The organism is Blautia sp. MSK17_66 (genome assembly GCF_020538025.1).
Taxonomy (GTDB): Bacteria; Bacillota; Clostridia; order Lachnospirales; family Lachnospiraceae; genus Blautia_A.
The window spans coordinates 1-20,972 of the sequence record NZ_JAJBNQ010000012.1 but is presented as its reverse complement, the minus strand read 5'-3'; the positions used below and the strand labels follow the sequence as shown (position 1 = coordinate 20,972).

The 20,972-nt window shown below is 43.4% G+C and carries 15 protein-coding genes and 1 riboswitch; of the genes, 5 read left to right on the top strand and 10 right to left on the bottom strand.

The window, feature by feature from the left end; all coding sequences use genetic code 11:
• Positions 1-57: 57 nt before the first annotated feature.
• A complete protein-coding gene (locus LIR34_RS07835; protein WP_173902452.1) occupies positions 58-849 on the bottom strand; it encodes a glycyl-radical enzyme activating protein in 792 nt (263 codons plus the stop codon).
• A 12-nt stretch (positions 850-861) separates the two neighbouring features.
• A complete protein-coding gene (locus LIR34_RS07830; RefSeq protein WP_161286018.1) occupies positions 862-3,381 on the bottom strand; it encodes a glycyl radical protein in 2,520 nt (839 codons plus the stop codon).
• Positions 3,382-3,673: 292 nt separating this feature from the next.
• Between LIR34_RS07830 and LIR34_RS07825 the strand changes: the two genes are divergently transcribed.
• Positions 3,674-4,387 (top strand): phosphatase, encoded by a 714-nt coding sequence (locus LIR34_RS07825; RefSeq protein WP_173902451.1) that lies wholly within the window; start codon positions 3,674-3,676, stop codon positions 4,385-4,387.
• A gap of 454 nt (positions 4,388-4,841) precedes the next feature.
• Here LIR34_RS07825 and LIR34_RS07820 read toward each other — a convergent pair whose 3' ends face one another.
• Positions 4,842-5,135, bottom strand: a complete 294-nt coding sequence (locus tag LIR34_RS07820) for a cysteine-rich small domain-containing protein (protein ID WP_161286206.1) — start codon at positions 5,133-5,135, stop codon at positions 4,842-4,844.
• Positions 5,136-5,569: 434 nt separating this feature from the next.
• A riboswitch (cobalamin riboswitch) is annotated at positions 5,570-5,766 on the bottom strand.
• Positions 5,767-6,075: 309 nt separating this feature from the next.
• Between LIR34_RS07820 and nudC the strand changes: the two genes are divergently transcribed.
• From nudC to LIR34_RS17965, 3 genes are all read left to right on the top strand, one after another.
• Entirely contained in the window at positions 6,076-6,924 is an 849-nt protein-coding gene (gene nudC / locus LIR34_RS07815) for an NAD(+) diphosphatase (RefSeq protein WP_173902450.1), read from the top strand.
• 260 nt (positions 6,925-7,184) lie between these two features.
• Positions 7,185-8,306, top strand: coding sequence for a glycerate kinase family protein (locus LIR34_RS07810; RefSeq protein WP_173902449.1), 1,122 nt, complete (start codon positions 7,185-7,187; stop codon positions 8,304-8,306).
• A gap of 153 nt (positions 8,307-8,459) precedes the next feature.
• A complete protein-coding gene (locus LIR34_RS17965; protein WP_173902448.1) occupies positions 8,460-8,684 on the top strand; it encodes a helix-turn-helix domain-containing protein in 225 nt (74 codons plus the stop codon).
• Positions 8,685-8,689: 5 nt separating this feature from the next.
• Here LIR34_RS17965 and LIR34_RS07800 read toward each other — a convergent pair whose 3' ends face one another.
• The 4 genes from LIR34_RS07800 to LIR34_RS07785 form a co-directional block, all read right to left on the bottom strand.
• Positions 8,690-11,113, bottom strand: a complete 2,424-nt coding sequence (locus LIR34_RS07800; RefSeq protein WP_173902447.1) for a glycoside hydrolase family 3 protein — start codon at positions 11,111-11,113, stop codon at positions 8,690-8,692.
• Positions 11,114-11,232: 119 nt separating this feature from the next.
• Positions 11,233-12,078 carry a carbohydrate ABC transporter permease gene (locus tag LIR34_RS07795; protein ID WP_173902446.1) on the bottom strand — a complete coding sequence of 282 codons (846 nt, stop codon included), beginning with the start codon at positions 12,076-12,078 and terminating at the stop codon, positions 11,233-11,235.
• A complete protein-coding gene (locus LIR34_RS07790; protein WP_022215751.1) occupies positions 12,075-13,037 on the bottom strand; it encodes a carbohydrate ABC transporter permease in 963 nt (320 codons plus the stop codon). Before LIR34_RS07790 ends, LIR34_RS07795 begins: the two co-directional genes overlap by 4 nt.
• A gap of 58 nt (positions 13,038-13,095) precedes the next feature.
• Positions 13,096-14,457 carry an ABC transporter substrate-binding protein gene (locus LIR34_RS07785; protein ID WP_173902445.1) on the bottom strand — a complete coding sequence of 454 codons (1,362 nt, stop codon included), beginning with the start codon at positions 14,455-14,457 and terminating at the stop codon, positions 13,096-13,098.
• A 153-nt stretch (positions 14,458-14,610) separates the two neighbouring features.
• On the opposite strand from LIR34_RS07785, the gene LIR34_RS07780 reads away from it, so the two are divergent.
• Positions 14,611-15,351 (top strand): helix-turn-helix domain-containing protein, encoded by a 741-nt coding sequence (locus LIR34_RS07780; protein WP_173902444.1) that lies wholly within the window; start codon positions 14,611-14,613, stop codon positions 15,349-15,351.
• An 87-nt stretch (positions 15,352-15,438) separates the two neighbouring features.
• Here LIR34_RS07780 and LIR34_RS07775 read toward each other — a convergent pair whose 3' ends face one another.
• The 3 genes from LIR34_RS07775 to LIR34_RS17960 form a co-directional block, all read right to left on the bottom strand.
• The gene (locus LIR34_RS07775; protein ID WP_173902443.1) at positions 15,439-18,138 is read right to left on the bottom strand and encodes a GH36-type glycosyl hydrolase domain-containing protein; all 2,700 of its coding nucleotides are present in this window, start codon (positions 18,136-18,138) and stop codon (positions 15,439-15,441) included.
• 12 nt (positions 18,139-18,150) lie between these two features.
• Positions 18,151-20,565 (bottom strand): GH36-type glycosyl hydrolase domain-containing protein, encoded by a 2,415-nt coding sequence (locus LIR34_RS07770; RefSeq protein WP_173902442.1) that lies wholly within the window; start codon positions 20,563-20,565, stop codon positions 18,151-18,153.
• A 194-nt stretch (positions 20,566-20,759) separates the two neighbouring features.
• Positions 20,760-20,897, bottom strand: coding sequence for a GH32 C-terminal domain-containing protein (locus LIR34_RS17960; protein ID WP_227239487.1), 138 nt, complete (start codon positions 20,895-20,897; stop codon positions 20,760-20,762).
• Positions 20,898-20,972 lie beyond the last annotated feature (75 nt).

The following is a 20,972-nucleotide window of genomic DNA, read 5'->3' as shown; positions in this document are numbered from 1 at the left end:
GTTGTTTTTGTTGCTTTTGTCGCTTTTCAAATGTTGCTTTTGTTGGTTTTGTTGTTTTCAGCCGCCAATCTGCACTTTCAGTGTGCTGACTGCCTCTGCCGCCCTCTTGAGGGTATTCATTTCTTCTGCTGTCGGCGGAAGAATTCCGTCCATTTTGTATTCTCTGCCAAGACCGGTGTACTTATCCTGACCAAGACGGTGATACGGAAGCAGATGGAGCTGTTCCACGCCCGGCAGTGTATCTGCAAAGGATGCGATTCCCTGAATCTCCTCCACGGTTGCATTAAATGTCGGGATCACCGGAACGCGGATGATCAGTCTGCACTTGCCGGAAAGAGCTACCCTGCGGGCATTTTCCAGCATCAGTTCATTGGAACGGCCTGTGAATTCTTTATGTTTCGCCGGATTGGTGTGCTTGATATCCATAAGATACAGATCCAGATACGGAAGAATCTCTTCAATCGTCTCAAACGGTACACATGCCATGCTTTCCATAGCTGTGTTGATTCCATGTTCTTTGGCGGCCCGAAGAAGATCTCTTGCAAACTCCGGCTGGCAGAGACTTTCTCCTCCGGAAAGGGTCAGTCCGCCTCCGGACCGGCGATAGTACGGCCGGTCCTGCTCTACCACCTGAAGCATCTCCTCCACAGTAGTATCTCTGCCGATCACCTTATCTTCACCGAGAACCTTCATAGTCTGGATCTTATATTCCTGCGACTCTGGATTACAGCACCATCTGCATCGGAGCACACAGCCTTTCAAAAAGACGATTGTTCGGATTCCCGGGCCATCATGGATAGAATACCTCTGGATATCAAAAATACGGCCTTTTGTATTTAAATAATCCATAGTTTTTACCTTTTAGAAGCCCTGTTCTGTTCTTCTGATGATGTCATCCTGAAGAGAACGGGAGAGCGTTGTAAACAGCGCACTGTATCCTGCAACACGAACAACCAGATGTGAGTATTTCTCCGGATGCTTCTGTGCATCAAGAAGTGTCTCACGGTCAACAACATTGAACTGCATATGCATACCCTTCTGATCGAAGAATGTCTGGATCAGGGAAACAAACTTCTCCAGTCCTTCTCTTCCTGCCAGTGCTGACGGATGGAATTTCTGATTAAACAAGGTTCCGTTGGATACGATGAAATGATCCAGCCTGGAAACAGAAGTTGCTGCCGCTGTAGGTCCGTTGACATCCTTTCCTGCGGATGGTGAAACACCATCTGCCACCGGTGTATGTGCATAACGTCCATCCGGTGTTGCACCTGTCTGTCCGCCGAGCGGTACATTTGCCGATACCGGATACAGCCCTGCCTGGAACTGTCCGCCTCTTGGATTATGATATTTCTCCATTGGACGTGTATAAGTATAAGCTACATCTCTTGCAAAATAATCCACATCATCGATTGCATTTCCGAATTTCGGAACTTCATCGATCATATGATGGATCTCTGTGAATCTGCGGAGCTGTTCCTCTGTAGGTTTCAGTCTCATAACTGTCGTAAGAACTGCCTTTGCCATGTCTTCGGTGACATTCATGCCGCCTTCCTGCATTCCTTTGAGGATCATCTCGGACATATCTTTAACGGACTGCTCATCAAGTCCCTTGTCATAGTTCCATGCAAGAGCTTCTTTGTATTCTTTCATGGTGACTTTCTTGTCTTCATACACAAGCTTGCGGATCGCATACAGAGAATCTGCCATATTTGCGATACCAAATCCCTGCGGACCTGTGAAGTTATAGACAGCTCCACCTTCCTGAACAGCAAGTCCTCTGCTGATGCAGTCATCTACCATACAGGATTCAAACGGAAGCGGTACTCTCTCTGCATGAGCAACATCGATCGCATTGTCTGCATTTACAAGAAGAGAAATGCAATATTCCATCTGCTTCTTATATGCATCATAGAACTCTTCAAAAGTTGTCATCTGTGTGACGTCGCCTGTCTGGATACCAACAAGTTCTCCCTTATCCATACCATTGGAAAATACAAGTTCAAGCGGACGGCACATATTGAAGAATGCTGCATCATGCCATCCATCTGTCTTACCTGCCTTCTGAGGCTCTACGCATCCGATGATGTTATATTCTCTGGCATCCTCAAGAGTCAGTCCTCTGTTCAGAAGTGCCGGGATGATCACCTCATCATTATAGTAAGCCGGAAGTCCGATACCGGTTCTTGTAAGTTCTGCCGCCTTGATCAGAAGTTCATGCGGGGAACCGTTCCATACACGGATGGAAAGAGAAGGCATTGGCAGATGTACATGCATGGATGCAAGGATACACATAACAGAAAGGTCATTGGTAACATCATTTCCGTATTTATCCTGTCCGCCGACGATCAGGTTCTGGAAAAGGCTGTATCCTGCAAATCCTTCTGCGGAAGCCGCATCACGGACCTTGTTGAGATCGTTCAGTTTAACCCAGATACAGTCGAGAAGTTCCTGTGCCGATTCTCTTGTGATGATACCCTTGTCAAGATCTGCCTTATAATAAGGATACATATACTGGTCAAAACGTCCCGGTGAAATAGAGTGTCCGCTGGATTCAACCTGAAGAAGCTGCTGCACAAACCAGAAAGACTGACATGCCTCATAGAAGCTTGTGGCTCCGTTTGCCGGAACACGGCTGCAGTTCTCGGCGATCTGCAGAAGTTCCTGTTTTCTTACAGGATCGGTACATTCTGCTGCCATTTTGGAAGCAAGCTCTGCATAACGCTCTGCATACTCAATAACTGCCTGACAGGAAAGGATAACTGCGTTAAGGAAATGAGATTTCTTAACATAGTTGCCGTCTCCAACCTGGCATCTGTCGAGTTCCGCCTGAGCTTTGTCGATAATTCCCTTATAACCGATTGCAAGAACTTCTTCATATTTAACAGTTACATGTCCGACACCATTGTAGAAATAGTTTCCTGGTGTAAAAATATTGTGATCAATTGCTCTGATTGCTTCCGGTGCCATGTAGGAAGTTGCAAGTTCACTGGAGGTCTTGCCCTTCCAGTATTTATGTACCTCTCTCAACTCCTGCTTGGTTTCCTCGGCAATGTAAAATGGATCCGCGGTCCTTGTTGCAACCGTATCCAGTTCATCCTCCAGCCACTGATAGGAAAATTCCGGGAAAGTCTGGCAGCCTCGCGGTGCGATCGTACTGCTTCCGACAATCAGCTCATCATCACGAATAATGATCGGAATGTTACGAAGGATGTGTGCAAAAGCTTCCGCACGTCTGGTGATCGTAGGCTGTCCCTCTGTGGCCTTATAGGATTCCGTGATCAGCTTTGCTCTGGCAGATTCAATAACCGGCATGTGTGCATACAGTGCCGCAATCAGCTTCGGGATCCTGGATGACTTTGGAACATCTGTGGTATTAAACATCTCCACACTTCTCCTTTCTTATGGTGTTTCAAACGCCATATCTCATATGCAATCTGACGGCGCCAAAACGCCATGATTCATATAAAGCCATTATACCGTATCCCCACTTTTATGTCAACAAAATCCAACATTATTCTCTTGTTTTTTATGCGGTTTTTGTTGTGGTTTTTGTTGGTTTTGTGTTGGTTTTTAGTTGGAATCTAATTTTTCGGTTGACTTTTGACCGTTTGACTGCCATACTGAACTTATCAAGATTTTACAGCTGAATTTTAAGCCGGAGGTGGACTACAAAATGTATCTTTCTGATATACACACTCACTCGATTGCCAGTGGTCACGGTACGATCTGTACTGTTTCAGACATGGCAAAAGCAGCTTCCCGAAGGGGACTGAAATTACTTGGCATCACGGATCACGGACCGGCCACTCTTGCTGCCGGAACCGCTTCTTATTTCAGGAGTCTTTCTTATTCTCCCAAAAAGCGTTTCGGGATTGAATTATTGTTTGGGATTGAACTGAATATTCTTGATGTGGACGGACATGTGGATCTGAACGATGAACTTCTCGAAAAGCTAGACTATGCGATTGCAAGTATGCATGCACAGAATTATAAGAGTGGATCTGTGAAGGAAAATACAAGTGCATATCTGAATGCAATGAAGCATCCCTGTGTCAAGGTTCTTGGACATTGTGATAATCCGCAGTTTCCTGTCGACTATGAGACGCTTGCAGTTGCAGCGAAAGAATTTGGGGTGATTTTTGAAATTAACGAGGCTTCTCTTGCTCCTTATGGATACCGGGGCGATACCCGGGCAAATAACAGAGAGATTCTGAAGTATTGTACGAAGTACGAAATTCCGATCGTGCTGTCGAGTGACAGTCATGGTACGGGACATATCGGAGATTTTACTTATGCGGCAGAGTTTGTGCATGAGGAGATGTTTCCTGAAGAACTGATCTTAAACAATAATATTCCTCGGTTGAAGATGATACTGAGTGAGAGGTAGGAAGTATATAATATATAATAATAGAAATAAAATATAGTTATAGTATTAAGATTTATATCACGAAAAAGAGAACAGTCTCCTGACTTTTTGACACGCGGCATTTCCGGATTCTTCCCGCGCATCTATCGATGACTGCTTTTGCAAACTCGCACCTGAAGGTGCTCAGACAGTGCAACGCAGTCATCATTAGCGCAGTCAGAATCTGCGGAAATTTGCTAAGTCAAATTTGTCAGGAGGCTGTTTCTTTTTCTGTATAGATGTCATTTAAAAGTATACTATACGCCTTTTCTTCTGCTGTATATATGTATCCTGCCCTCGTCTGGCATGGTATCATCTTTGTGGTGCCACCACGCCCCGGGGGAATCGCCGCGGCCTGCGGCCGTGATCCAATAAGGTGCTCCCGATTACGGAAAACAATGAAGTAACCAGTAAACAGGGCACACATCCCGTTGCGTCATTTAATCTCATTGTTTATCTTATTCATGAGTTCCACCAGCTCGCTGTATTTCCCGGTTACATATCCATAATTCTTTGCTTTATGTGGCAGCTGACAGTTCGTGCAGTCCTTGATTCCTTTTTCGGTGATCCTGAAATTTCCGCCGCATTTATCGCCGAGAGCATATAACGGGCAATAACAGAACAGGCAATTAAAATTCTCCGGATCCGCACCCTTATGGCACGGAAAATACTCACATTCTTTGTTGCTGAAAAAAGCGTAATGCTTTCCTTCCCAGTATGGTTTTTCCATCATCAATATCTCCTTTGGCTATATCAGATGGGAGAATCGACTCCCACCACTGATACTGATTTGTTGCTCGCTACCTAGAGATGTGGGAGTCATCTCACATCTGATATAATATAAAGTAAAAAAAAGCAGCTATGATATAAATCATGCTGTCAGTTCAGATTCTTATTTAAGAGGATTGCGATGCTACTCCGGGGTAGACAATGAATCCGTTCAAATATGCGGAGGGAACGAATGCATCCGGAGTAGTATCGCCTGCCATTTAATCATACCCTTAAAGGGCTACATGCTCTGCGGTGGCCAACGCAACAAAAGCATGCTGGTATAATTCATACGAACAGGCGAATTCCATAAAAAAATGCCTGCTTCCAATTAAGCAGACAACGCTTCGAGACTGCGGATATCTCTCAGTTGGTTGTTACACTTTACACGGAAGTTTAACCTCGCCATACAAAGCAGGTTTCCTGACTTCAGGATCATCGCTTCCTCTCCCCTTCTCATACAACGGTCGTACAATGGGATAAATGAAAGGTCGCTCCTCTGTTACAGTGACCGGATCGCTCAGGATTCTCACCTGATTCCCTCTTCTGACTGCTACGCGGAAACAGCCAGCACTTCATATGTTCAATATGGAATTATACTGACATTATAATAACATAAGTATTGTTTATTGTCAACTGTGCCTGATACTTTTTTCACAATTTTATGAACCGGATGTTACTTCACCGGTAATATTCCGCGAGGCATTTTGCCATGACATAATTTATTTTTTCGTCTGTTCTTGCATTTTTTCAGTCTCCGGCCTATACTTATTTATATTTTTTACTCAGGCAGGAACAAAGCGGACAAGTCCGTTTCAAACTCCCTGAATCCCTCAATCTTTGAGGGACTTGTTACGCTTAAAGTTAAAAAATACAAAAGTATTTCCAGGAGGAGTTTTATTATGATACAGGATATCGCACCACATGTTTACCACAATGAATACAAGCCGATTCCACCAACGGCAGACAGCTTTATTCTTTCCTTTGAAGATAAGAAAATACTGTTTCATCAGGCCGGTCCGGAGACGGAAATTTCCTTTCTGCGTTTTCGGGAACTGGAAGGAAAGCTTCCTTCTCTTTATGAGAGTTATATTTACCTGTTTTCTATAGATGACGATCATTTTTATCTGATTCCAAATCTGGATATCAGCCTGGCTGACAATTATGAACTGCACAGCATACGGGAGCTCCGCACCGCCACACCGCGTCATCTTGCCTTTGCCGGCATCACCGGACACCAGATTTTCCAGTGGTACCAGAGCCGTCGATTCTGCGGCTGCTGCGGAACACCGATGAAGCACGACACAAAGGAGCGAATGATGCTCTGCCCTTCCTGTGGCCGTCATGAATATCCGGTTCTGATGCCCGCAGTTATCGTGGGAGTCACCAACGGAGATAAACTTCTCCTCTCTAAATATGAGGGAAGAAATTTCAAGCTTCATGCTCTGATCGCCGGATTCGCAGAGATCGGCGAAACCATTGAAGAAACCGTCCATCGGGAAGTCATGGAAGAAGTCGGTCTGAAGGTCAGAAACCTGCGCTACTACAAGAGTCAGCCATGGTCTTTCTCCGGTACACTGCTCTTCGGATTTTTCTGTGATGTAGACGGCGATGATACACTCACCGTTGACCACGAAGAACTTTCTATGGCCCAATGGTTTGACCGTGATAAGATCACCGGACAGGGAAATGACATCAGTCTTACCAATGAGATGATGATGCTGTTTGCCGCCGGAAAAGAGCCAAGATAATATGCAGCAAAGCTCTCTGTCATGCAGATTTGTGTGAGGCAGAGAGTTTTGTTATTTATACTGTATTTTTCCTGTGTCAATTCTTTATTTTTTGGTATATGGAACATATCTTTTTATGATTATCCATGCTATAGTAACATCATCAAAGCTGTTCAGTTATTGCTTACTCCAAACACAGTAGGTAATTCCTCTAAATTGTTTTTTATATCTCGTTTACCAGCTGAACAGCTTTTTATCATTACCACAGGGGGTTTTAGTTTATGAAAGTTGTTGTTGCAGTTGATTCCTTTAAGGGAAGCATGACTTCCATGGAAGCCGGCATGGCTGTCAAAGCAGGTGTCCTTGCCGCGCATAAAGATGCTGAAGTAATCGTTAAACCACTGGCAGACGGCGGTGAAGGAACCACCGATGCCCTGATCGAAGGCCTGAACGGAGAACGCATTGATGTCACCGTTACCGGTCCGTATCATGAACCAGTCAATGCTTATTATGGTTATCTCAAGGATACCAATACTGCTGTCATGGAAATGGCTTCGGCTTCAGGGATCACGATTTCCGATCAGAAAGATCCTATGACTGCCACTACTTTTGGTGTAGGAGAAATGATTCTTGACGCTATCGGCAGAGGAATCCGCAATTTCATTATCGGAATCGGCGGAAGTGCTACCAATGACGGTGGAATCGGAATGCTCCGTGCCCTTGGTTTCACCTTCCTTGATAAAGACGGAAATGAAACCGGCGAAGGCGGACAGGCACTTGCTAAAGTCGCTTCTGTGAAACTTTCTGACAAAACAGAGCTTCTTTCCCAGTGCAATTTCAAAATTGCCTGTGATGTCACCAATCCGCTCTGTGGTTTCCAGGGCGCAACTTATATTTACGGTCCACAAAAAGGTGTTACCTCCGAAATGCTTCCGGTTCTGGATGCAGGAATGGAAAACTATGCAAAAATTACTGCTGATGTGATCGGCAGAGACAATATGAATGCCTCCGGTGCAGGTGCAGCAGGTGGACTTGGTTTTGCATTCTTAAGCTACTTAAACGGAGAACTGACTCCTGGAATCCAGCTGATCCTGAATGCGGTTCATCTGGAGGATGAAATGAAAAATGCTGATGTTGTCGTAACCGGAGAAGGCCGTCTGGATCATCAGACTGCCATGGGCAAGGCTCCTGTCGGTGTTGCAAAACTCGGCAAAAAATATGGTGCAAAAACGATTGCTTTTGCAGGAAGTGTTACAAAAGAAGCCGTTGCCTGCAATGAAGCCGGTATTGATGCTTTCTTCCCGATTGTTCGTGGAATCTCTACTCTTGAAGAAGCCATGAATCCTGCTACTGCAAAGGCAAATATGACTGCTTCCGCTGAGCAGGTATTCCGTCTGTTTTAATTTAACCAGCCCTTTTCCTTTTTTACCCGTTGGTCTTCTCGTAACTGTTCACAGTAACGTCTTCTCCCTGACCAGCGGGTTTTTTGTATACAAGAACCCGCTGGTATTTTGTCCCAGGATTCGTTATAATGTTGCCAATGGGGTTATTTATTGATGCAGACCAGAAGATGTACTCTGCAAAAAAAGCGCGCAAGGCAGCACGGGAAACTGCTGCCTATTGACCAGGAGGAACGCAAATCCCTCAAAAAGACCTGCGGGGAAACATTTCTCCACAAAAATACCGTTCAATACAGACTGAACCAGATTTATAAAAAATGCGGCTGCAATCCCAGGGAATTTCGGGATGCCGTGCGATTATATCTGGCATTGAAGATGTAACAATTCTATGCCAGCTGACTGATCAGTTTAAGAATCCTGCCTGCACAGGAACGGATTTCTTCTTCTGTAAGATCTCCGTTTCTGTATGCTTTACGAATACTCTCGGCATCTTCTGTATTTCCAGGCATGATAATGTCATTTCCTGCCGCAGCACATTTCCATGCAACACTTCCATCTTCCGGTACGGTTGTATTCCAGTCAGACATGATAACTCCATCAAATCCCCACTCTTTCCGGGCAATTCTGGTACACAGATCTTTGCTGTTCGCCGCATGCACTCCATTGACAAGATTGTAAGAAGACATGATTGCTGTCGGCTGCCCCTCTTTCACTGCAATTTCAAATCCACGAAGATAAATTTCTCTGAGCGTCCTCTCTGAAATCTTTACATCCACCCCCATACGGTTATCTTCCTGATTATTGCATGCAAAATGCTTAATTGTAACGCCGCATCCCTTATGGCACTGCACACCTTTTGTTACAGATGCTGCCAGCGTTCCTGAGAGGAACGGATCTTCTGAATAATACTCAAAATTTCGTCCACAAAGAGGATTTCTGTGGATATTCAGACCCGGTGCCAGCCACAGATTGACGTGAAATGCTTCCATCTCAAGTGCAACCGCTTCTCCAAATCTCTGCATCAGATCTCTGTTCCAGGTCTGAGCCATTACAGTTCCTACTGGGAATGCAGTGCAGTACTGATAATACTGGTCAGCACCCTCATGCTCTTCTCTGTCTACCAGGAAGCCGTTCTCCAGAGCCCCCAGTACACCGATTCCATAAACGGTATCTGTTGCCCTGTCCACTTCATAGTGCTGCTGCAATCGGATACCTGCCGGTCCGTCTGCCATGATCAGCGATGGAATACCATACTTGTCAAAAAGTCCTTCTGTTGTCTCACCTGCGGTTCCCGGAACGCGGATTCCTGCTGCCCCCAGAGTACTTGTTGTTTCTGCAATATTTCCGTAGAGAAGAGGAATCAGATCTTCTGCCATCTGTTCCGTGGCATAAGCTGATCTGTATATTTTTTTCTCTTCTGGATGCGGTGTAAAAACAATACAATGGCTGTTATCTGCCGTTGTTTTTCTGCATTCGTACGTTTTCCACAGTTCTTCTTCTATCTCTGCTGTGTTTTCCAGGACACAGGTATCCTCCAACGATACACTTTGCTCTACTTTCACAGTGCTACTGTATTCGAGAGATACAGAACTGTTTCCGGTCCAGATACCATAGTTTCCTTTTTCTACGATCCACTGATGTTTTTCCTCAGAAAAATATGCCAGTTCTTTCTGTCCAACTGTGATCTTCAATGTTTCAGCTTCTCCCGGCTGCAAAAGCTTTGTTTTTGCATACCCAACGAGACGGCGATATTCTTTCTTTACCTCTGTCTGAGGAAGAGATGCATAAATCTGCACAACTTCTTTTCCTGCATAAGTATCTCCGATATTAGTAACTTTCATTTCAACTGTAAGTTCTTTCTCCGAAGTCTCAATCCCTTTGAATTCTATTTTAAACTCTGTATAGGACAGTCCGAATCCAAACGGAAACAGTGGCTTTTTGCCAAAGCTGTCAAAATAACGGTATCCGACAAAAATCCCTTCTTTGTACTCTTCGGTATCCAGATTTCCATTCAGATAACTGTAATCCTCTGCAAAAGGGCAGTCTTCATATCTTCTCGCCCAGGTTGTCGTCAGTTTCGCACTTGGTACACAGTTTCCCAGCAGGATGTCTGCAACCGCATATCCACTCTCCTGCCCCGGCTGGGAAATATTAAGGATTGCCTTTATGTTCTCTGTATTTTCCAGAATGTCAGTCAGTTCGATCGGACCACCCGCATTCAGAAGCAGGATGACCGGAATCTTTTTTTCATTCAGGAAAAAAAGATCTGCTGCTTCTCTTTCACTCAGATAATAGTCTCCTTTTACCCTGCGGCGGTCTTTACCCTCTCCGGAAATACGGCTGAGCACATACACAGCTACTTTTGCATCTGCGATATCCTTTGCTTCAACAGCCCGTCCTTCCGGAAGAATAAAAGGGTTGCTTGCGTATGCATCAAATGGATTATCTACGTGCTTTGCATCCTCAAGGATTTTTTCTTTCCAGACATTTCGTGCGTTTTTATAACGTTCTTCATAATCCTCCAGCCAGTCCTCGCTGGTAATAGTCACACCTGCTTCTTTCATTCCCTGATAAATGGAAATATTTTCTCTGTTATTTACATCACCGGAACCAATTCCGCCTTTAATAGTCTTTTCTGCCCCACTTCCAAGCAGTGCAATAGCTGAAGCTGTGGAAAGAGGAAGTACTCCTTCGTTTTTCAGAAGTACAATACCTTCCACCGCCGCTTCTCTTGCCAGAGTCCGGTGTCTGATTTCAAGTTCAGACAGACTCTGATCCATACTTCCACTGTGTCCCCATACATCTTTCATATATAATCCTCCTGCTAACGTTTGAATTTATTTTATACAACAAAAGAACGACAGCATTCTTTATCCTTTATGCAAGAATATCCTGCCGCGTTCTTCTGACTGATGATAACTTTTATTTTTTACTCTTTTACGCCACCCAGCGTAACACCTGCGATGATATATTTTGACAGAAGCAGATAAACAATAATGATCGGTACGATAGCAACAGTGATCATCATGTAAATCTTACCCATATCAAAGTTCATGTAATCAGCACCTCGTAATGTTGCGATCAGGATCGGAACCGTCATCTTGTTCTTGGACTGGATAACCAATGCCGGTACGAAGTAGTTGTTCCATGATCCAACAAAGGTAAAGATTGCCTGAACTGCGATCGCCGGTTTCATGATTGGAAGTACAATACGGTTGAATGTATGGAACTCTCCAGATCCGTCAATTCTGGCAGCTTCCACCAGTGACAGCGGAAGAGAAGATTGTAAATAACTGTACATAAAGTAAAATACTGCCGGTGAAGCAATGGACGGAATAATCAGCGGAAGAAGTGAATCATACATTCCCATCTTTGTGATCAGTCTCAGGAATCCCATTGCAGTTACCTGTGTCGGCATAACAAGGATTGCCATGATGAAAGTAAAAGCAACTTTCTTTCCCTTGAAATCATAAGCATAAATGCCATATGCAGTCAGGGAAGAAAAGTATGTACATAATGCTGCAGAGCATCCGGACACGATCACACTGTTAATGATTCCTCTGAACATTGGAAAGCTTCCATCATTTGCCACACTTCTCAGGTTATCCAGAAAATGTTTACCCGGAATGATAGAAAAGCCTTTCTGCAGTTCTGCATGTGAATGCGTTGCATTGATAAGCAGAATCGCAAAGAAAAACAGACACATAAAAGATAAGAGAATGAGTACAATATGTGCGAAAATGCTCATCACACGTTTTCCTGAATTTGGTTTCATGATCTTGCTCTTCTCCTTTCTTCTTTTGCACGTTTCTTAGCTGCCTTTTTTGAACCATCTGGATCGTTGTCATTGGTCATTCTGTAAACAAAGAAGCAGAGGATACCACTGATGATGAACAGGTAAACAGATAATGCACCTGCCATTCCATAATTCTTGCTCTTCAGATGACTGTTCAGGAACATGATCAGTGTCATGGATGTTCTGTCCGGGTTACCCTGTCCGTTTGTCAGGATCTGAGGAACATCAAACATCTGAAGACCACCGATGATAGATGTGATCAGTGTGTATGCAAGGATCGGACGGATCATTGGCAGTGTAATATAGAAAAATCTCTGAATTCCATTGCATCCATCCAGATCAGCAGCCTCATAGACCTCCACACTTACACCCATAACTGCCGCCATCAGCATGATCGTTGTATTTCCAAACCACATCATAAAGTTCATAAATCCGATCAGTCCTCTTGTTCCCAGAACAGAACCCAGGAAATCAATCGGTGCTTTCAGAACGCCCAGAGACAGCAGAATAGAGTTGACCGGACCATTGGTAGAGAACATCGTAAAGAATAATAAGGCAAATGCAGACGCCATGATCAGGTTCGGCAGATAAATAACTACTTTAAAGAACTGTTTGCCGTGGATCTTCATTCGAAGATCTGTAAACCAGCAGGCAAGTACAAGTGCAACCACGATCTGCGGAACAAAACCGATCAGCCACAGGATCAATGTGTTTTTTCCATACAGGAACATATCTGATTTCAAAAGACTGATGTAGTTTTTCATGCCGACAAAATTCGGACCTACTACCTTGATACCCGAACGATAATATTCGAAAAAGCTGTATCTTACAGTATCGATCAAAGGAATAAGAGAAAATATCAGATACGCGATAAAAAATGGAAGAATAAATAACAAGCCCCATTTTCCGTAATCAATATTTTTTTTCTTTTTTTTCATAAATGCCTTTCCTTTCCAATAAATAGCAGGGCACTCTGTACCCTGCTGATCTGATCATTTATTCCGGCCACTGTACTTCTGTGATTTCCGGATAACGTTCCATGATTGCTGTTTCAAAGTTTGATTTTGCTTTGTCAAACTCAACATTTCCCTGGAAATAATCGCTGAAAGCATTCTGGATCAGCTCTACACAGCCCTGATCATAAGGGGAAAGCGGGGCAATTTTGATGTTTTCTGCAACCGGTGCAAAATATTCAAATGGATTCTGTCCACCGAGGAAATCAGAAGCGAATGCATCGTCAGAAGCAGCCTCCTGCATACCGGATTTTGTATTTGTAAAGTCAGCATAGTCTTTGGAAATCTTTAACAGGTTGTCTTTGTTTCCAGTCAGAGCAAGGATAATATCTTTTGCATGTTCCGTGTTGTCTGTTCCTGTTGCTACATGGATATAAGATCCGCCCCAGTTGTATTCCTGCGGTGGGTTTGTAACAGCCCAGGCACCGTCTTCGCCATCCCAGTTTGGTTTCAGGGTAAAGTCAATTCCCCATGCCGGGAACAGGAATGCGAATACTTTGGAGTCAGAGCTCATAGCTTTGTTCCAGTCATCGTTCCACTGACCTTTTACAGTTTTGTTCAGATATCCTGCATCCAGCCATTCTTTTGAATCACTTATCCAATCCATGATCTTCTGGTCAACTTTGATCGTTGTGCTTCCCGGCTCTACCCATGAACTTTCGATGCTGTTTCCATACAGACGGAATGTATCTGCATAAGAAGCAAATGTGTAGTATCCTTTTGCTTTCAGTTCTTCTGCTGTTGCTTTTGTTGTATCCCAGTCCTTTAATTTCTCGCCTACTGCTTCCGGATCATCTGTTCCAAATACATCTTTTGCGATGTCACGACGATATACCAGAGTTCCCGGGCAGCACTGCCATGTAGAACCTCTCTGTACTCCATCAGTGTCAGATGCTGTTGTTTTTGTAAAATCATACTGATCTGCAAGATCTTTGTCAGGATCAATTCCGAGGTCTTTAAGCGGAATTGCCACATCTGCATCTTTGTCTGTATATTTATTTACATAGTCTGTCTCTGACAGGAAAATATCTACTTTGTCATCGTCTGCCGCATCCGCCTGGTTCATCAATGCTTCATCCAGTTTTTGCTGGTAAACGCCATCCTGATTCGGGTTAATGACCCAGTGGATCTCTGTTCCATCTTTCAGTGTTGTAACTGTTCCATCCTTTGATGTAGATTCTACTTCCGGATATACAGCTTCCAATCTCTGACGAAATTCATCATTCCAGGAATAAATATTAATCACTTTTCCTTCTCCGGAATCCGCACTTACTACAGTTGCTGCTGAGAGTGTTCCTGCAACAACTGCTGCTGTCAGGATTACAGATACAAATTTTCTTTTCATTAAAAATTCCTCCTTGTTCAAAGCATTTTTCACTGTTTTCTCTTTGATGATGATACTATATCATTTTTGACATTCAAAATATATTATTAATCTTAACAAAATGTCAGATTCATGTCATAATATAAAAAATCAACACATTAAGGAGTGATGTTTATGGCAATTTCAAAAGACTGGTACCACACTGAAATGAAAAACGATGATATGGAGATCCTGCACCGTTCTCCCTCCATAGAATACTCTTTTTATAATGCAGTCCGAAGCGGAGACATGGAGACTGTCACTGCAAACTGCAAAAACGATTCCTTTCTTCATCTCGAAGGAACTGGTGTCCTTTCAAGAAATCCTCTGACCAATATCAAATATCATTTTGTGGTAACTACCGCCATGCTGACCCGTTATTGCATTGACGGAGGACTGGAACCGGAGCAGGCCTATCGCCTCAGCGACTTCTATATCTTAAAAATGGATTCCTGCACTTCAGTCCGTGAAGTTGCAGACCTCCACCATATTATGGCAAAAGATTTTACCGGAAAAATGCTTCTTCAGAAAAAAAGTTCTGTTCTGTCCAAACCTGTCATTGAATGCATCAACTATATCTACAGTCACATAAAAGAAAGAATCACCATTCAGGATCTGGCTGAACATACAGAGCTGTCCTGCAATTATCTTTCCCGTATATTCAAGCAGAATCTTGGTGTATCGATCAGTGACTACATCCGTGAACAGAAAATAGAAAAAGCCACTCATCTTCTCAGATATTCTGATCAGTCTATCGTGGATATTGCAGCGTATCTTTCCTTTTCCTCACAGAGTCACTTTATACAGATTTTTGAAGGCTATACAGGACTGACACCAAAGAAATACCGCGACAAATACTACAAATCCATGTGGTAGACCAGCAGACATGCCTCTGCCCTGCATTGAGAAAAACAGAAAACAACCCGGCATTATGTCATTTTGCTACATAATGTCGGGTTGTTTTTATTGTAATACTATAGTAATATTATGTGTCTCATCTGAAGACAACTGTTCAATCGTCTCTTTTTTCATGCAGGCACTTCCGCCTGCTCTTTTTTCTATTTCTTTTTCGTCACAGTACGCCTGAACGATCTGATATTCTCCATACTCCTTTTTGTCTGGATTGGAAATGTGAACCTCAAATTTCTTTCCTGCAAATTCCAGATAGAGTGATGCATTTCCTTCTTTATCAAACTGTTCTGCCATAAGTGCTGGTGCGATCACAAGATTGCCAATCTCTCCTCTTACTCCAAAAGCTTCTGTGATCATGGTCAGCATATACCAGCTTGCTGCACCGGTAAGATATGCATACAGCCCTCTTCCATCACTGTCAAAATATTCAGGAAGTCCTGGATACATATAGCTGCTTTCAAAGTTCATTGCCGCATGAAGAAGTGTATTGAGCACTTTATATCCTTCTTTTACAAATCCCTGACTGTACAGAGCATTTGCATACATGACTGCCATGTGAGAGAAAACAGCTCCGTTTTCTTTTTCACCATAGGCAAAGCCGAACATTCTGCCGAGATCAAATTTCTCTTCTCTAAAATTCGTATTCAGTCGATAACCGCCTGCTTTCTCATCGAACAGATATTTATCTGCACTTCTGCTGATCGCGGCAGTCTGCTCTTTTGTTGCAGTTCCGCTCATGATTGCGAATACCTGGCTGGTCAGCATCATGCGTACACGATCTTTTTCGCAGCACTCTACCGGATTCTTGTGGTCATCATAATAACCATTGAACCATCCGTCTCCACCATCTGTGATCCATTCATTCTTTCGGATATTTTCCATCATCCATTCTGCTTTTTCACGCAGATTTCTGACTATCTCATCAATTCTGACAATCACTGTGTCGCCGCTGATGTTGTGTGCACATTTTTTTGTGTAAGAACCCAGCAGTTTTCTTTTTTTGTCTGCATTCTCATATAGATCTCTTCCACAGGAAAACAGACATTCCATTTCACTGGCAATCTCAACCCGGTTAATTCCGCTTATGCGTTCCAGGTTTTCCAGGCAGTCTGCAATGTTATTCATATTTCCTGCATAGGCACAGGTAAACGCCACACTCTCACCATTGTCCCACGCCATATCCATGGCATCGTTCCAGTCGGCTCCATGGAGTTTCATTTCATTATGCTCACCTACATCATAAAAAGCAGTTAAATTCTGCAGAAGAATATGCTCCAGAATTGTTCCGAAATAAATCTCTCCGCTCTCTGCTTTCTGCTGTTTTCCGTAAGCTGTATTCCATTCTTCATCGTGTGTTGTTCCTCTTTCTGACTGAAGATCTTTGAAATATGGAACTTTTTCAAACAGAATATCCATATCGCCGGTCTGGTCGATATACAGCTTCGTCGTTCCAAACGGCCAGAATGCATGATCCATCCAGACACGGGCAATATTATTTCTGTCCGCGATAAATTCTCCCTGTTTATTTCCAATAATCGTGGCATTTGTTCCGTCAATGCGGACACCGCCATAATTGGCAACAATCATCTGACGCACTACAGCCGGATTCATGATCAGGAGTGCAAGACAGTCCTGCCAGAGATCTCTCCATCCTCGTCCGCCTTTTCCATAGTCGTGGTATGGGAGAAAAGAACAGCCATAGATTCTTCGCAGTACCGGCTGAAAGCTGATCCATTTCATATAGTTATCAGCATCTGCATCACCGGTTTCATAAGATACATTTACTTTTTTCTGCCAGTAGGATTTCACCTCTTCAAGAACGTTCTCCACCTGTTCTTCTGTCCTGTATTTTGCGACAGTTTTGGCAATACTCTCTTTCTTCTCTGTCAGTCCTGCCAGTATGATAAAACCTGCTGTTTCCTGCGGCTTTAGCTCAACATCCGCAAAGCGGATGCCTCCCATTGCCTCTTTTCCCTCAGCTCTGCTTCCTGCCTTTCTGCCTGGCTTGTTCTCTCTTACTGCTTCTGGATTCAGATAAGTACCGCCCTCTCCTACAAACTCCTGCACAGTAGGATAAAACGCCTCCGGCGCATCGCCTTTTTCTGAATATCCATATACAAAATAGGTGGTATGATTCTTCTGATGACCTCTTTCATCAAAAGACAGAACCGGTGTGACTTCCACACCATATTCTGTTGTATTGATTCTGTGAAGAAGCGATGTCACATGACGATGATCTCGAATATTGTCCGCGCTTCTTCCATAAAGTGGTATTGCAGCGATCGGAGTTATTTTTGTCACTTCTTCAGATATATTTTTTATTCTGACCAGTTCAATCTCTGCTGCTCCGTCCACATCAACAAAAGAAGTGATTTCTGACTGAAGACCATATTTTGCAGAAGTTCTGGTCACTTTCTGCCACATAAAACCGGCTTCCAGAATGCTTTTATCCTGAGCTTCTGTAAATTTCTGTAATTCCTGCTCTGCTGAAATTCCCGTTGCAGACCAGCATCCTTTACCTTCTATACGATACCAGAAATTTCTGGTACTGCGATTATTGTGAAGATTTTCAATACTTACCGGTTCCAAAAGAAAATGGTTCTGATCTGTCTTGCTGTCTCCTCCAAGGTTCGGAGTGATACTGGATTTCAGTCCTCCATCACCCGCCAGCGGAAAATACAGACCACTGTAGTTTTCCGGACTCTGAATGGTAAACGTTCCTTTTTTATCCTGAAATTTTATATATTTCATGCTGTCTCCTTTTTATGACATGAACAGTTCTACTTCTGTAATCTCTGTAAGCTTTTCCTGAGGAATATAATTTTCTCCCAGTTCTTCTCTATTGACGATCATCTTCTTGAAACCAGATTCCACGTGTCCCGGATTATGGACTGTGATATGAAGTTTACATCCGCGGAAATCTTTATCAATTTCAAATTTATCCCATTCTTTCGGAACAGATGGTGCAATTCGCAGTCCGCCAAAGTCAGGACGCATACCAAGGATACCTTCTACACACCCTACCATAACGGTAGATGCTGTTCCTGTCAGCCAGTGTACATGAGAGCGTCCGAAATTCGGGCTTGCTTTTCCCTCTGTAAACTGTCCATAGCAGTATGGTTCCAGTCTTCGGATCTCTGCCCTGTCATTCTGTGCTGCAGGCGCATTTTCCATAAAGTAGCCAAAAGCTCTCTCTCCATGTCCTTTCAGAGCTTCTGCAAGAATGATCCATCCCTGTGACTGTGAGAAAATCCCTGCATTTTCCTTTGTTCCTGCATTATAGATCACAGCCAGCGCACCCTCAAATGCATGAGCATGATATGGAGGATCCATCAGGATTGCTCCATATTCTGTATTCAGTCTCTTATAAACCATATCCAGTGCAAGATCTGCCTGTGCATCGTCTGCAAGACCGCTGATCACCGCCCAGCTCTGCGGATTCAGCCACATATTCGCTTCCGGATCTGTGCGCTTTCCAATCACAGCTCCATCTTCTGTAAATCCACGGATAAAGCGGTCTTCATTCCAGCAGAGATCCTGGATCAGTTTTCCAAGTTTCTTCTGACTTTCGTTAAGATATTCAATATATTCTTTATCCTCTTTGTAGTCTGCAAATTCTCTGAGGATCGTCATTGCATAATAATACTGCAGTGCTACAAAAGTTGACTCTCCATCTTTTCCAAGTCTGAGACAGTCATTCCAGTCTGCATAAAGACCTGCCGGCATTCCATGTTTTCCAAGATGGTTTTCAGAAAATGCAATTGCACGTTTCAGATGTTCATATACGGTTGCCTCACCTTTGTTTGCAAACGGAATCACTTCATCCATGAATGCCACATTGCCTGTTTCTGAAACATATTTATAGACTGTAGGGAAAAGCCACAGTGCATCATCTGCACGATAAGCCGGATGTCCTGTTTCCTGTACATAGGAAGCATCGTCCGGAGTATCTTCATGTCCCGGGTTATGTGTGAATTTTACAAGCGGAAGTCCACCGCCGTTATCCACCTGTGCTGAAAGCATGAATCGGATTTTTTCCACTGCCATCTCCGGTGCCAGATGAATCACTCCCTGAATATCCTGAACTGTATCGCGGTATCCATATCCATTGCGGAGTCCACAGTAGGTAAAAGAAGCTGCCCGTGACCAGATAAAGGTCATAAAACAGTTGTATGCATTCCATGTATTGATCATGGTATTAAATTCCGGACTTGGGGTTCTGATCTGGAAGTGAGAAAGCTGACCATGCCAGTATTCGATCAGTTCTTCCAGTTCTCTTTTACATACATCCTGGCAGTTTTTGTAATGCTCCACGATCTCGCCCGCTTCTGCATCACCTTTCATTCCAACAAGAAAAGTGATTTCTTTTGTTTCCCCCGGAGCAAGGCTTAAAACTGTTGAAAGTGCTCCACAGCTATTCTCATTATAATTTCCCTTATTGCTGAGTTTTCCCGTGATCACGCCCTCTGGATTGTTATATCCGTGATATCTTCCGAGAAAGCTTTCTTTGTCTCCGCACCAGGAATTCACGTCAGCTCCTGCCAGTCCGAAGAATCTATCGAATACATTTTTGTTATCAATGTTTTCACCTTCTTCCAGACGATCCAGGTTTGCGTGGATCATCTGACGTACACGGTTCCCTCTGAAAACCGTCTGTGTGATATACTGAGAATACTGAAGATTTACCTGATCCTGTTCATAGTTACTGTTGTTGGTAAATTCCGCATATCCTGTTACTGTAAGTTCACGTTTTTTCTCAGAATAGTTTGTTACTGCCAGACTCCATACTTCATAAGACCGCTCCAGCGGCACATAATATCTTACTTCTGAGTGAATTTCACTGTAATCTGCCATCATTTTTGTGTATGCTGTTCCATGATGACATTCACTTTTGTACGTCTCCAGATCTTTGCCTACCGGCTGCCAGGATGCAGACCAGTAATCTTTACTTTCATTATCGCGAAGGTAAATATACCGTCCCGGCTGATCAAACTGATTGAAAATATATCTCAGGATTCTTCCATTTGCTCCGGATTTTGCAAAACTGTATCCTCCTGCGTTATTTGAAACGATTGCCCCATACTCTGGTGAGCCAAGATAGTTTACCCACGGTGCCGGTGTATCCGGACGTGTGATCACATATTCCTTTTTTGCTTCATCAAAATATCCATATCTCATATCTCTCATCTCCTGTTCCAGCTATTCTTCGCCTGATTTTTCTTACACTATACCCTATATCATATTTTGAATATACAAAATACAAGCTGAAAATATCAGATTCGTGACATGAAAGTCTTTGTTATAGCCAAAATTGCGGAATATTACCTGTAAACAGTTACTCCGGTCACAAATTTCTTCGTGACCGGAGTTCTTTATTTTTCCAGAGTTTCTATTCTCATTTTTACATCTGTCTCTATTTCTTTGCCCAGATCATACACGGTATTGGAAATTACCGCTTCACCGTCATTTACAAAGACTTCAATCAGGTTCGGGTTTACATATACGTGGATCTCACATGACTAAAGTCACGTGCTCCTCAGTCGCTTTAAGCGACAAGGCTAAATATCGGCGGATACGCCTGTAAC